The sequence below is a fragment of the Clostridia bacterium genome (assembly GCA_012840125.1).
In the GTDB taxonomy this organism is placed as follows: domain Bacteria; phylum Bacillota; class DULZ01; order DULZ01; family DULZ01; genus DULZ01.
The window spans coordinates 1-12,940 of record DULZ01000051.1; the positions used below are offsets into that span (position 1 = coordinate 1).

At 54.4% G+C, this 12,940-nt stretch carries 13 protein-coding genes and 7 tRNA genes; 3 read left to right on the top strand and 17 right to left on the bottom strand.

Annotation, left to right across the window (positions count from 1 at the left end):
• Positions 1–303: 303 nt before the first annotated feature.
• The 13 genes from GXX34_06345 to GXX34_06405 all read right to left on the bottom strand — a co-directional run bounded on the left by GXX34_06345 (position 304) and on the right by GXX34_06405 (position 6,401).
• A tRNA-Leu gene (locus tag GXX34_06345) sits at positions 304–388 on the bottom strand.
• 21 nt (positions 389–409) lie between these two features.
• Positions 410–485: transfer RNA gene (locus GXX34_06350), tRNA-Lys, on the bottom strand.
• A 17-nt stretch (positions 486–502) separates the two neighbouring features.
• Positions 503–578 (bottom strand) — tRNA-Lys (locus GXX34_06355).
• 8 nt (positions 579–586) lie between these two features.
• Positions 587–661 (bottom strand) — tRNA-Gln (locus GXX34_06360).
• A 16-nt stretch (positions 662–677) separates the two neighbouring features.
• Positions 678–754 (bottom strand) — tRNA-His (locus GXX34_06365).
• A 15-nt stretch (positions 755–769) separates the two neighbouring features.
• Positions 770–846, bottom strand: a tRNA-Arg gene (locus GXX34_06370).
• 9 nt (positions 847–855) lie between these two features.
• Positions 856–929: transfer RNA gene (locus GXX34_06375), tRNA-Gly, on the bottom strand.
• 163 nt (positions 930–1,092) lie between these two features.
• On the bottom strand, positions 1,093–1,578 hold the full coding sequence (locus GXX34_06380) for a metallophosphoesterase (protein HHW07138.1): 486 nt from the start codon (positions 1,576–1,578) through the stop codon (positions 1,093–1,095).
• A complete protein-coding gene (locus GXX34_06385) occupies positions 1,578–2,198 on the bottom strand; it encodes an XTP/dITP diphosphatase (GenBank protein ID HHW07139.1) in 621 nt (206 codons plus the stop codon). The genes GXX34_06380 and GXX34_06385 overlap by 1 nt, the downstream gene beginning before the upstream one ends.
• Positions 2,195–2,941 (bottom strand): ribonuclease PH, encoded by a 747-nt coding sequence (gene rph, locus GXX34_06390; GenBank protein HHW07140.1) that lies wholly within the window; start codon positions 2,939–2,941, stop codon positions 2,195–2,197. Before rph ends, GXX34_06385 begins: the two co-directional genes overlap by 4 nt.
• A 25-nt stretch (positions 2,942–2,966) precedes the next feature.
• Entirely contained in the window at positions 2,967–3,500 is a 534-nt protein-coding gene (locus GXX34_06395) for a DUF2179 domain-containing protein (protein HHW07141.1), read from the bottom strand.
• A gap of 148 nt (positions 3,501–3,648) precedes the next feature.
• Entirely contained in the window at positions 3,649–5,508 is a 1,860-nt protein-coding gene (locus tag GXX34_06400; protein HHW07142.1) for an SH3 domain-containing protein, read from the bottom strand.
• 257 nt (positions 5,509–5,765) lie between these two features.
• Positions 5,766–6,401, bottom strand: coding sequence for a GerMN domain-containing protein (locus GXX34_06405; GenBank protein ID HHW07143.1), 636 nt, complete (start codon positions 6,399–6,401; stop codon positions 5,766–5,768).
• 190 nt (positions 6,402–6,591) lie between these two features.
• Here GXX34_06405 and GXX34_06410 point away from each other — a divergent pair, with 190 nt between their 5' ends.
• On the top strand, positions 6,592–7,356 hold the full coding sequence (locus GXX34_06410) for a response regulator transcription factor (protein ID HHW07144.1): 765 nt from the start codon (positions 6,592–6,594) through the stop codon (positions 7,354–7,356).
• A gap of 24 nt (positions 7,357–7,380) precedes the next feature.
• Here the strand turns inward: GXX34_06410 and GXX34_06415 are convergent, their stop codons facing one another.
• Genes GXX34_06415 through GXX34_06425 form a run of 3 tightly spaced genes read right to left on the bottom strand, consistent with a single transcriptional unit; the run spans position 7,381 to position 10,313 of the window.
• Positions 7,381–8,493 carry a histidinol-phosphate transaminase gene (locus GXX34_06415; GenBank protein HHW07145.1) on the bottom strand — a complete coding sequence of 371 codons (1,113 nt, stop codon included), beginning with the start codon at positions 8,491–8,493 and terminating at the stop codon, positions 7,381–7,383.
• Between the two features lie 33 nt (positions 8,494–8,526).
• Positions 8,527–8,958, bottom strand: a complete 432-nt coding sequence (locus GXX34_06420) for an ACT domain-containing protein (GenBank protein HHW07146.1) — start codon at positions 8,956–8,958, stop codon at positions 8,527–8,529.
• Between the two features lie 20 nt (positions 8,959–8,978).
• Positions 8,979–10,313 carry a phenylacetate--CoA ligase gene (locus GXX34_06425; protein ID HHW07147.1) on the bottom strand — a complete coding sequence of 445 codons (1,335 nt, stop codon included), beginning with the start codon at positions 10,311–10,313 and terminating at the stop codon, positions 8,979–8,981.
• 201 nt (positions 10,314–10,514) lie between these two features.
• Here GXX34_06425 and GXX34_06430 point away from each other — a divergent pair, with 201 nt between their 5' ends.
• Positions 10,515–10,898 (top strand): hypothetical protein, encoded by a 384-nt coding sequence (locus GXX34_06430; protein HHW07148.1) that lies wholly within the window; start codon positions 10,515–10,517, stop codon positions 10,896–10,898.
• A 121-nt stretch (positions 10,899–11,019) separates the two neighbouring features.
• On the top strand, positions 11,020–11,754 hold the full coding sequence (locus tag GXX34_06435) for a glucose-6-phosphate isomerase (GenBank protein ID HHW07149.1): 735 nt from the start codon (positions 11,020–11,022) through the stop codon (positions 11,752–11,754).
• 36 nt (positions 11,755–11,790) lie between these two features.
• On the opposite strand, the gene GXX34_06440 is transcribed toward GXX34_06435, so the two are convergent.
• Positions 11,791–12,940 (bottom strand): sugar ABC transporter substrate-binding protein (locus tag GXX34_06440; protein HHW07150.1); only part of this gene is annotated, 1,150 nt, incomplete at its 5' end.

Here is a 12,940-nt window from a genome sequence, read left to right on the forward strand (position 1 = left end):
GGTGTCATAACCGGGCAAATGGATCAGTTTTGCAGTGTCATAATTTTTAATCCGGCTCGCAAGTGGATCACTTTTGTAATGTCATAAGGATTAAAAGTGGATCACTTTTATTTTGCCAAATACAGTACTCGACATTTTTATTGACTTTATTCAACACATTTCCAAAAAAACCTTCTACCCTTGGTACACAAGGGAACACCGCAAAAAACAACTGTCGTCGTTTTCCAGCGTTTCTTGCGCTATCGGGGATCGACGACAGTCAGAAGCAAACAAAAAAGGCCTTACGGCCTTTCCCAAAGACACTGGTGCGGGTGAGAGGACTTGAACCTCCACGAGTCGCCCCACTAGATCCTAAGTCTAGCGCGTCTGCCAGTTCCGCCACACCCGCATATGCTCACACATAAAAAAATGGTGAGCCATCCGCGACTCGAACGCGGGACACCCTGATTAAAAGTCAGGTGCTCTACCAGCTGAGCTAATGGCTCATGTATGACACAAAAAATGGTGGGCCATCAGGGACTTGAACCCCGGACACCCTGATTAAGAGTCAGGTGCTCTACCAACTGAGCTAATGGCCCATGAAAATTGGCTGGGGCGGCTGGATTCGAACCAACGAATGGCGGATCCAAAGTCCGCAGCCTTACCGCTTGGCTACGCCCCAGCGTCAAAATTAAGAATGGGGTGGATGATGGGACTCGAACCCACGACCCCCAGAGCCACAATCTGGTGCTCTAGCCGACTGAGCTACATCCACCATGAATACGAATAGTGGCACGCCTGGCAGGATTCGAACCTGCGACCTACTGATTAGAAGTCAGTTGCTCTATCCAGCTGAGCTACAGGCGCTCGGATAAATGGAGCGGGTGATGGGAATCGAACCCACGTAGCTGGCTTGGAAGGCCAGTGCTCTACCATTGAGCTACACCCGCAAGTACTGGTGCCAGAGTAGCATACATATTATACCCAAAAATGCCGCTCAGGTCAAAGTATTTTTTTGCCTGCTGGCTCGCCGGGCTGTATGCCCACACATCCAAGGACGAAAGTAATTATAACACCAAAAGCGGGTTCGTGCAAGGGCATCGGCGCAAAATTTTACGGGCTTTTCAGCTCCCGGATCTCCCCTTTGATCTCATCCCCGTCAATGGTCAAGATGCCGAAGGTGGGGTTCCCCCCGTCTCGCGGGAAGGCCAAACTGCCCGGGTTGAAAAGCAGTACCCCTTGTTCCCGGCTTTGATAAGCTAAATGAGTGTGGCCGAAAACCACCGCATTCACCTTTAATTGGAGGGCCCTGTCCACCAGCAGGCTATATCCCTGCTTCACCCGGTAGTGATGCCCATGAGTCAAAAGGATTTTCACTTTTTCATACCGGAGCACCAGTTCCTCGGGCCCGTCGGCGCCCAGCCAGTCGCAATTACCCACCACCGCCTCCACCGGCACGGGGACCACCCGCGCCAGCTGCCGGGCATCCCGGTAGTGGTCTCCCCCATGCAGCAAAGCATCCACAGGGCCCATTTGTTTCAGGGCCTGTCTTGCGGCACCTAATTCTTTGTGGGTATCGCTGAGAATACCCAACCGTATCACTGCTTACCCTCCTCCAGCAATTGAACTAGCAGGGGTTTGAGGTTCCGGAAAGCTCTGGACCGGTGGCTCACCGCATTTTTCTCCGCCAGGGACAATTCGGCCATGGTCCTTTCATAATCAGGAGCCAGCAAGAACAAGGGATCGTAGCCAAAGCCGTTGCTGCCTCGCGGGGCCAAGGCGATGCGCCCTTCGCAGGCACCTTCCGCATAATACTCCCGGCCGGGGCCGAAAACAGCACAGATGACGGAACGGAAGCGGGCCGTTCTCTCCTCCTCCGGTACGCCGGCCAGTTCCCGCAACAGTTTCGCGTTGTTATCCGCATCCGTGGCATCTTCCCCGGCAAACCTGGCGGAATACACGCCGGGAGCGCCTCCCAGAGCATCCACCTCCAACCCGGAATCATCGGCAATGGACGGGAGGCCCGTCAAGGCAAAAACCGCTTGGGCCTTCAGCCGGGCATTTTCGTGAAAAGTGCTGCCAGTTTCTTCGATAGCACCCAGGGCGGGGTAATCATGTAAGAATTTGATCTCAATCTCAAAGGACAGATCCGCCAGCAGGTCCTTTAATTCCTTGACTTTCCCCAGGTTGTGGGTGGCTAAAATGATGGTTCTCTTCACGGCCTGATCACCGAGGATGCCACGTCCCCCAGGGCGTCTTTTTGCATGACGATTAATTCCTGTATGCCTTTGTGGGCCAGGTCCAGCAGCTCATTGAGCTCGCTCCTGGAAAACGGCAAACCTTCCGCCGTGCCCTGGACTTCAATCAGTTTGCCCTGCCCGGTCATGACCACGTTCATATCCACCTGGGCTTGGGAATCCTCGTGAAAGCAGAGGTCCAGGCACATGCGGTCATTTACTTTGCCCACACTGACAGCCGCCAGGAAATCGGTAATGGGGCTTTTCTCAATCAATTGATTAGCCAGCAGGTACCGGCAAGCGTCCACCAGCGCCACAAAACCGCCGGTGATGGCGGCGGTCCGGGTGCCGCCGTCGGCTTGAATCACATCGCAGTCGATCCAGATGGTCCTCTCCCCGAGGGCATCCTGGTCCACCACGGAGCGCAGGGAGCGGCCGATCAGGCGCTGGATCTCCATGGTGCGGCCCCCGATCCGGCCTTTGGAGGACTCGCGCACCGTTCTCTGTTCGGTAGCCCGGGGCAGCATAGCGTATTCCGCCGTCACCCAGCCTTTACCGGTACCCTTCAGGAAGGGCGGCACTTTATCCTCGACGGTAGCTGTGCAGATCACCTTGGTATCGCCCACACAAATCAATACGGAACCCTCGGCCGGCTTGATGAAATTCCTTTCAATGGTCACCGGGCGCAGCTGGTCCCAACAACGCCCATCCACTCTCGTTTCCAAAGAAATACCTCCTAGCCTTTTCTATTCATTTGCCTGTCCGGCAATGCCTGGCCACCCCAAATCCGCCTTGGGTGGCTTTGGTCTCCATGATAGTAATAAAGGCCTTCTCATCCCAGCAGTCAATCTTGTTGATCAGTTCGGGCACCCGTTTCCTGGGCAATATGATATGAAGGATGGGGTGAATACCCTCCCTGCCCACTCCTTCAATGACGGTGACGCCGAAATTCATGCTGCGCAGCTCTTCTGCCAATTCCAGCGGTTCGCATAAAGTGATCACCTGCACCGTGGCGTAACCGATGGCCATCCGCTCTTCAATTTTACTGCCTACGATATTGCCGGTGGCAAAGCCCAGGGCATAAAAAACAACACTCCAAGGATCATTTAAGTTGCCCACCACATATCCCAGGGCGGCAATGTAAACCGTCACTTCCACAAAACCGATGCCGGCGGCCGCCAGCGGCTTATTGCGGACCAGCAGCAGCATACGCAGGGTCATGCAGCTGACATCTATCACCCGGGCACAAAAAATCAGCAAATAGCCCAGCAAGACTTCCCCCACCAAAACCGGACCCCTTCCGCATCTTATTATTCAACTCTACTGCAATCCTATCCCATTTTAGCAATCACCGTGAGCTTGCGCAACAGCCAAGGCCAAAATGTGCCCAGCAAAAAATCGTCCCCTTGGCGAGGACGATTTTTGCAGTTCTTTATAGTTCGGCAAAGTACCGGATGATGCCGTTGGCAATGCCCTGGGCCGCTTTGGCCCGGAATTCCTCCGTCGCCAACAGCTGTTCTTCATGCTTGTTGGAGATAAAGGCAGTTTCGACTAAAATGGAAGGAACCCTTGTCTCCCTTAATACCGCAAAGTTGGCCTCCAAGATCCCGATATCCCGGCGGCCCAACTGGGCTACCAATTCCTGCTGTACCAGGGTGGCCAGTCTTTGCCTGGCGGCCCGCTGGGCTCCCAGCACGCTGTCCCAGGGAGCATAATAATAAGTGGAGGTGCCGTCAATGGCAGGATTGGTATGGGAGTTGCAGTGGATGGAGACGAAGATATCCGCATTGGCGTCGTTGGCAATTTGCGCCCGGCCGGCTAGATCCAGGTTAGTGGTGGACCCTGACCGGGTCATAATGACCGTGGCTCCTTCCTTTTGCAAGATCTCATAAAGCTTCCAGGCGATATCGGTCACCACGTCCCTTTCCTGGAGCCCGGTGGAACCTACGGCACCCGGATCCGACCAGCCGCCCGGCTGGATGCTGCCGTGACCGGGGTCAATGACGATGACTTTGCCTTCGATGGAAGGCGGCTTCAGCACCAGGGTCAGCTCGGTGCCGTCATCATTTTGTTGAATGGTGGGGCTGGCCACGGATTTCAGGTCAATGACCACCCGGGCTTGGGTTTCGGTAAACTGCCCGACCCGCACCGCTTGGGCCAGCTGATTGCCGGTGATGTCCCAGACATCGCTGTCCCATCCCAACTGCAAAGTGGTGTTATAAAAATCCAGCACTACCCGCTGGGGATTGCCCAAGCTCATGATGGTGTAATTGAGGGGATATTCCCCTTTCATGGTCACTTCCAGCCGGTCACCCAGGTCATTGATGAATAAATCCGTTAAGAAGTTTTCCCCGGTGTAAACCGGCGGGCTGGGCCTGGGCCGGTCACCCGGTTCAGGGCTGCGGGAAGAACCGCCGGCATCAGCGCGCACCGATACCAGCCAGTTGGCTACCCAACCGCGGGAGCCGTCGGCGGTTTGCACCTGGTACCAGTCTCCGTTCTCTCCCAAAATAGTCAGGGCATCCCCTTGCTTGACCTGGGTTACCACGGTGTAATCGGTACCGGGGCCGCTCCTGACATTGACCACGGAGCCGTTAATGATGGCAATGCGGCCGGCCAGATCCGTTCCCGGGGTACCGGGGGGAACAGCATCTCCCGGCTCGGGTTTCGGCTTGGCAATGGCCACCGTCCGGGTGGCACCTTCCCAGCTGACCTCCACCCCTAGGCTTTCTCCCACAAAACGCAGGGGCACCATGGTCCGGCCGTCCTTCACCATGGGCACGGTATCCAGGGCCACTTCAACCCCGTTCACTTTAGCCACCTGGTGGCCGATCCAGAGGAGAATCACCTGGTTGTCCCCGGTGATGCTCACCAGCTGTTCCTGGGCATCCCAGTGGACCTGGGAACCCAGTTCCGTAGCCACGAAGCGGATGGGAACCATCGTCCGGTTTTGCGCGTCTATGTACGGCGGTATATCGAACTCAACCGGCCTGCCGTCTATGGTCACCTTAACTTCCTGCTCTGACGTGGGGGTAGTTTGACTAGGCTGTACCTGCTGCACTTCCACCAGGTAACCGGCAATCCAGCCGGTCTTACCGGTATTAGTGCGGACTTGGTACCAATCCCCTTGACTGCCCAAAACGGTTAACTCTGTTCCTTTCGGTACCTGGGTGATGATTTGACCGGAGGTAGAAGGAATGGAACGAATGTTGACAAGGCTGCCCGTCACGATTCCTTTAGCGTTGTCTGCGCCCCAAGCAGTACCGGTAAACAGCGCCATGAGTAGGCTCACTATCACCAGAAATGTCACTGGGCAGGCAAGCTTCTTCCTAGTTATGGTTGTCACCCCCTTCCTCATGTCAAAAGCTGTCTGCAATTAACAGTTATTCTAGATTTTTATGTTTTTTCCTCTTGCTTTTTGACGAAAGGAAGGAGGCAATTGTTCCCATGGCATTGGGAAATAATAAAACAAAAAAGGTCAGGAGTAAAACTACACCCAACCTTTAAATATGATATGATGATAAAGACAGCTCTTCATTCTGTTTATTCTTAATTCAATAATTCATTACTGCTCACTAAACTGCTGTCCGGGTAAATCTCCCGGGTCAAATCTATGCCACCGGCAATAGTGTTGACTTCCTGCCCGTCGACCAAGAAGCGTACCCGGTCAACAGTGGGGAATTGCGTCAAAGTGTTGACGATGGAGTATACGGTTAAGGTTTCGCCCAGTTGTCCCCCGGCATGGTTGTCTATTAATTCCCGGCTGAAATCCACGATGATTAAGCCGTCATCTTTGACATTGATGTCCCGGAGCATGGTCCCATAAGGCACGGTAGGCAAAAGCCCGGAGTCCGGGGACGGGCCGGCCAGCAGTTCATTGATGGTGGCACGGGCAATGCCTTCGGTCTTGGGGATGAGCCGGGTTTCAGCCACCAGGGATTGGCCGTAGCCGTCGGCAAAGTACAGTACTACTTCCCTCAGGTCTTCCGGGGGGCTAGTCTCCTCCCAGGACGGCACAAATTCGTCCGGCATCGGCTCCACCGGCTGTTCCGCCATGCTCTGGTCCCTGTTGAACCGTTCTTTGATGGCCGATAAGGTCTCCATCGCCCCGCAACCGGTCAATAGGAACAGGGTTGTTACTGTTAGCATTACCATTACCGCTACGTAACGAACCGGCTTTTTCAAAATTCTTACCTCCTTTACCTTATTTTGTTACTAGTAAAGGATATAATAATGATGAGGCAAATATTACTATTTTTTTCTGCCGGTGATAAAAGTTTAGAAATTTTTTCTCCAACATACAAAAGGATTTTATTGTCCACTCGTCAAATATTTTTTTATTGGTCCTCACCTTTAGAAAGTAGGTTGTGATAACATGCCACTGAAAGCATTAATTGTCGATGACGAATATCCGGCTCGCAAAGAATTACGGTATCTACTGGAAAAGCACCCGGAAATCCAAGTGGTAGGGGAAGCTACCAATGCCTACGAGGCGCTGGAACTCATTGGAGCGTTGGACTACGCCGTGCTCTTTTTGGATATAGATATGCCCGGGTTTACGGGACTGGAGTTGGCCCAGCGGATTAAAGAACTGGGCAAATCTCCCCTGGTGGTTTTCATCACCGCCCATGAAGAGTTTGCCTTGGACGCTTTCAGCGTGGACGCGGTGGATTACCTGTTGAAACCCATCGACCCGGCGCGCCTGGCGAAGACGGTGCAGAAGATCCAAGAGATAATGAGTTTAAGATCTTCCACCGCTGCCGCCCCGAAAAACCATGAAGCCGATCGCAAGACGGGTTCCGCGCATCTGGGCTTGATTCCCGTGGAGTCGCAAGGGAAAACCATCCTATTGGCCGAGGAAAACATCGTGTACGTCCATGCCAGCAACGATTACACCTATATCAAGACGGCCCGGGAAAGGTATCTCACCCGGTTTACCTTAAAAGAACTGGAGCAGCGGCTCAATCCCGACCAGTTTTACCGCTGCCACCGTTCTTACCTGGTCAATATCAAGAAGGCCAAGGCAGTTATCCCACTTTATAATGGTACTCTCATTCTCATAGTCGACGACGCGGAGAAGAGTGAAGTACCGGTGAGCAGGGCTCAAGCCAAGCGCATTAGACAAATCCTAGGCATTTAACCCATGAAAAAAAGAGCTTCGCCGTTAACGAAGCTCTTTTAATGTTTCATCCAAGACCTCGATGAACCGCCGGTTCTCCTCCGGGGTACCGATGGTCACCCGGATGAAAGTAGGATAACCGAAGATGTCACCGGTGCGGATGATGACTCCCTTTTTGAGCATGGCCGTAAACAACGCCTTGGAATCCACCCCCACGTCGGCAAAAATGAAATTGGTATGGGTGGGGATGTATTTGATACCCCGGTCCTGGAAAGCCCGGTACAGGTACTCCTTGCCCTGGTTATTCACCCGGCGGCTCTTGGCAATGAATTCCGTATCCTCCAGCGCCGCCCGGGCTCCCCACTGGGCCAAGGAATTCACATTGAAGGGCTCCCTGGCCCGGTTGACCCACTGGATGAGCTCCGGCTGGGCCATGCCGTAGCCTATTCTTAAACCTGCCAGGCCGTAGATCTTGGAGAAGGTGCGGAGCACCATCACATTTGGCCTGCCTTCCTTAAGGAACTCCAGCCCGGAACGGTACTCGGGATCTTCCACGTACTCAAAGTATGCTTCATCGAAGACTACTACAATATTGCCCGGTACCCGGTCCAGGAAAGCCTCGATTTCCTTGCCGGTGACGATGGCGCCGGTGGGATTGTTCGGGTTACACAGGAAGATGAGCTTGGTCCGCTCGTTTATCGCCCCGGCCATGGCGTCCAGGTCCAGGGCGAAGTCCTCTTTGACCGGCACTTTCACCATTTTGCCGCCCATAAGGGTGACGGCAAAATCGTATTCGGAGAAAGAGGGCTGGCCCATGATGGCCTCATCTCCTTCGTTGATGAAGGCCTCCGCCAAAAGCTTGATGATTTCATCGGAACCGTTGCCAACAATGAAGCACCCGGCATCAAGCCCCTGAAAAGCGGCCAGGGCTTGCCGCAGCTGGTAGCAGGACCCGTCCGGGTAAATATGAGCATTGACCAAGCCCTTTTGGACCGCTTCCACCGCTTTCGGCGCCGGCCCGAGGGGGTTTTCATTGGAGGCTAACTTGATAATATCCGTTAAACCGTACTCCCGCTGCACTTCCTCGATGGGTTTCCCCGGCACGTAAGGCTTAATCCCGTTCAGTGCCTGTCTGGTTAATTGATTGAAATCCGTCATTTGCCTACACTCCTATATCCACACTGGTTTGATTTACATTTTGTATAGTGTTTCTCCTTCCATGACCCTGATACCTTCTTTTTGCAGGCACTCCACCGCTTCCTCCAGGTTCTCCACCCGGAAGATCACCATGGCCCTGCCCTTGTGGCTGCTGATGAAAGCATAGAGGTACTCGATGTTGATGCCCGCCTTGTCCAGGGCACCCATTACCTTGGCCAGTCCGCCGGGCTCGTCGGGCATTTCCACGCCGATCACATCGGTGAGGCTCACGGTGAAACCGGCCTCCAGCAGGGCTTTGTAGGCCAGATCCGGCTCGTTCACGATGAGCCGCAGGATGCCGAAAGTGGAAGTCTCGGCAATGGACAGGGCCCGGATATTAATCCCGTGCTTGGCCAAGAGCTCGGTGACGGCATGCAGCCTGCCTGACTTGTTCTCCAAAAACACCGAAATCTGTTTGACTTTCATGAAGCGCACCTCCTGAAGGTTTAAATCTTACGCTTGTCAATGACCCGCTTGGCTTTGCCTTCACTGCGCTGGATGGTCTTCGGTTCCACCAGTTTTACTTTCACCGAAATGCCTAAAGTGCTTTCGATATTGGCCCGGATGGTTCTCTCCAGCTTCTCTAGCTCTTTCACTTCATCGGAGAACTTGTCAGCGGAAACCTCCACCCAAACTTCCAAAATGTCCAGGGTGCCTTCCCGGTCCACAATCAGCTGGTAATGGGGCTCCGTCTGGCCGATTTCCAAGAGCACGCTTTCAATTTGGGACGGGAACACGTTCACGCCGCGAATGATCAGCATGTCGTCGGTGCGGCCGCTGAACCGGTACAGCCGGCGGTGGGTCCGCCCGCATGGGCAAGGTTCTTCGATCAAGTGGGTGATATCCCGGGTGCGGTACCGGATCATGGGCAAGGCTTCCTTGGTCAGGGAGGTAATCACCAGCTCGCCGGTTTCGCCGGGAGGCAGCGGCTCGCCGGTATCGGGATCGATAATCTCCACCAGGAAATGGTCTTCCCAAATATGCAGCCCCTGCTTCTCAGGGCATTCCATGGCGACACCGGGGCCGATGATTTCACTCAAGCCGTAGATGTCCAGGGCCATGATCCCCAGTTTATCCTCGATTTCCCGGCGCATGTTGTCGGACCAGGGCTCGGCGCCGAAGATGCCGCATTTGAGCTTGAAGTCCTCCTTAGTGTAACCCATTTCCCGCATGACTTCCGCTATGTATAAAGCATAAGACGGGGTACAGGTCAAAACGGTGCTGCCGTAGTCCTTCATGATCATGATCTGCCTCTTGGTATTGCCCCCGGAGATGGGGATGACGGACGCACCGATTTTTTCCGCTCCATAATGGACCCCCAGCCCGCCGGTGAACAGGCCGTACCCGTAGGCGTTGTGGATCACGTCACCCTTACCGGCCCCGCCGCAAGTCAGGGACCGGGCCATGAGTTCCGTCCAGGTATGCAGGTCCTGCCTGGTATACCCGACCACCGTCGGTTTTCCCGTGGTACCGGAGGAGGAATGGATGCGCACTACCTCACTTAAGGGGACGGCAAACATGCCGTAAGGGTAGTTGTCCCGCAGGTCATCCTTGACCGTGAAGGGCAGTTTTCTCAGGTCATCCAGGGTTTGAATGTCTTCCGGTTCAATACCTAACTCCTGCATTCGCTTCCGGTAATGGGGCACGTTGTAAAAGCAGCGTTCCACCGTCTGCTTGAGCCTCTCCAGCTGCAGGGAGCGCAGTTCCTCCCGCGGCATGCATTCGTACTTCTGATTCCAATACACTCTTTTCGCCGACCTCCCTCTCAGACTAATGGGCATAATCTCCAGAACATTAACGGGAATACTTCCACAGGCAAGCAAATAACTCCTTTTTATTTTACAAATTTATTGCGAAATCATGGAGAAATTTTTGCGAAAATTGTTTATGTTTCATAAACGGGCCGGCGGGAGACAGGAAATGTTTACGCCGCGACGAATAAATAGATCCATATTTCAGAAAATAGATCAGAGGTGACATGCATGGGATACAAATACGAATTTACCTGGCTGCTGCGGTTGCCGGTGGACCAGCTGCCGGAAGAACCGGGCCAGCAATATGAAGAGGAAGAAACCGGCCGCATCCTGTGGCGCAGGTCCAGCGGCAATATCATCCTGGGCTTTTCCCGGGAGGGAATGAAGCTGTCCCACCCGGTGGGCATGGATGTCATCATCGTGAATAAGAGCGAAGTGGCCATTGGCATCGGCCGCATCGTCAAATCGGAGATCTACCAGCTCCCCAACGGCAGCATTACCACGGTGGTGGAGTTCGCTTTAAAGCGCCTGTTTGACGATACGGAAAGGGAGATTATCACCCGGGTCATCAACGAGATGTACGGTCCGGAAAAGCGGGCACAGAATAACTAGCCGGCTTTGGGGAGAGGCCGGCCTTTTTCCTCGATTTGGCAGGAATACACATCATCCTTTCCATGTCCAGATTGATGCGATATAATATAACCTAAGAAAAAAATGCCAAGGAGGCTGGCTGATGTATATTGGAAAAGAGATTACGGTCCTGGAAAACGGACTTTTATCCTTTGCCGATGATATAGTCCATCCCGAGCCGGAAATCCGCTATTTGGCCGATGTGTTAAACGTGCTTTATCATAGACCGGAAGACTTCGACAACGTGCCCCTGTACTACATCTACCGGGGCGTCATGAAGGAGGAAGACCGGGATTTATTCCCGGAACACAACCTGCGATATGACATCACGGTCATCCTGCCCGGCTTGATCGAGCGGGAGTATTACAAAACAGTGGGCCACTTTCATCCCCTGAAACCGAACAGCAACGAGACCTACTCGGAGTATTATGAAGTGCTGGCCGGCGAGGCTCTTTATTTAATGCAAAAAAATAACCGCAGCGGGGAACCGGAGGAAGTCCGGGTGGTCGCTGCGAAAAAGGGGGACCGGGTCTACATCCCCTCCGGGTTTGGACATGTCACCATTAACCCCGGGGACGAGCCGCTGGTCACCGCTAACCTGGTAAACGGCAGTATGGAGCCCAACTACCAGCCCTTTGCCGAAAAGCAGGGAGCGGCCTACTACTATATCCTGACCGAGCACAACAAGGGGGATTTCGTCAAGAATCCCAACTACCTCCAGTCCTGCGGTTTGGAGTTGGTCTGCGCTCCCAACCTGCCCCAACCGGTGGAACTGAACAACAAGAGCCTCTACCAGGCTTTTGTGGAACAGCCGAAGCAATTCCAATTCCTGAAATAGAAAGAACGAGTGGATCCGTGGGAGGCTAAGGAAAGGTTAAGACTGCTGTCCTTCACCTCCCTTTTGTTCTTCCTGCTGCTTTTTCTCCCCGCCCCCGTTCTCCAGTTCAACGCCCTGCACTTCTCCGGGCACCATGAACTCCAACTCTTGTCCATCCTTCAGTTTCACTTTGATCTTGCTCCCTTGCTGACCCTGCTCTTTTTCCCCGCCGCCGTCAGACGGGTTTTCCTTGCCGCCGCCACTGCCGTCTACTTGCCCGTCGGGGGCTTTGGGCTCAATGGTCCCGTGCCTGGCTTTTAACAGGGAGACGTTGTCCCTGGTAATCACCCGGCTGGGAGTGTATAATACCGGCACCTGATAGGAACCGCTGTCTACCCAGCTCTCGTAATCCCATTCCCCGGAGTTGGCCAGCTTCACCGCCGCATCAAACGCGTACCTGGCCATGGCTTCCGGTTCCAAATCCATTTCCCCGTGATGCTTGCCGGCGGCAATAAACTGGGCCGTCTCCTTGGAAACGCCGATCCCGGCGGTGACCGGGGCAAAAGGCTGCCCTGCCAGGGAGACCAGCACTTTTTTCGTGGTCTCGTCGTCATGGGTAATAACCGCGTCCAGGGCTCCCAACTCGTCCCAGAGCCGGTTCAGGGCCAGGGGGATATCGGCGGTGGGCATCTCCCGTTCGATCACCACCAGGCCCCCGTGCCGGGCCAGCCCTTCCCGGTTGCCCGCCAGGATTTGCTGCTCCCACTCATTGCGGGCATCAGTCATCATGATCAAAACCCTGCCGGAGGAGAGATCTCCCAGGCTTTCCGCCACAAATTCTCCTTGCTCCCGCCCAATGGTCTTTAGATCAACCCCCACAAAGCCGTCCAAGGGGCTATCGGGCGGCATTACACCGACGGCCAGCAGCCGCGCGTCCTGCTCTTCGGCCTTTTGGGCCATCCTCTTGGCCGGTTGCACATCCGGCATAAAGGCGATAATGGCATCAGGCTTGGCTTTGAGGAGTTCCTCAAACTGCTTTTCCTGTTCCCCGGCATCTTGCGCCTTTTTCCAGATCAGCCGCACCTTTTTTTCCTTGGCCAGCTTTTCCAACTCTTTTTGCCAGGGATCCATGGTTTCCTTATGAGCCCCGGTCAGGATGCTCACCCCGAGGACCGGCGGGGGCGGAGCGGGCTTTTGCTCCGGAGAC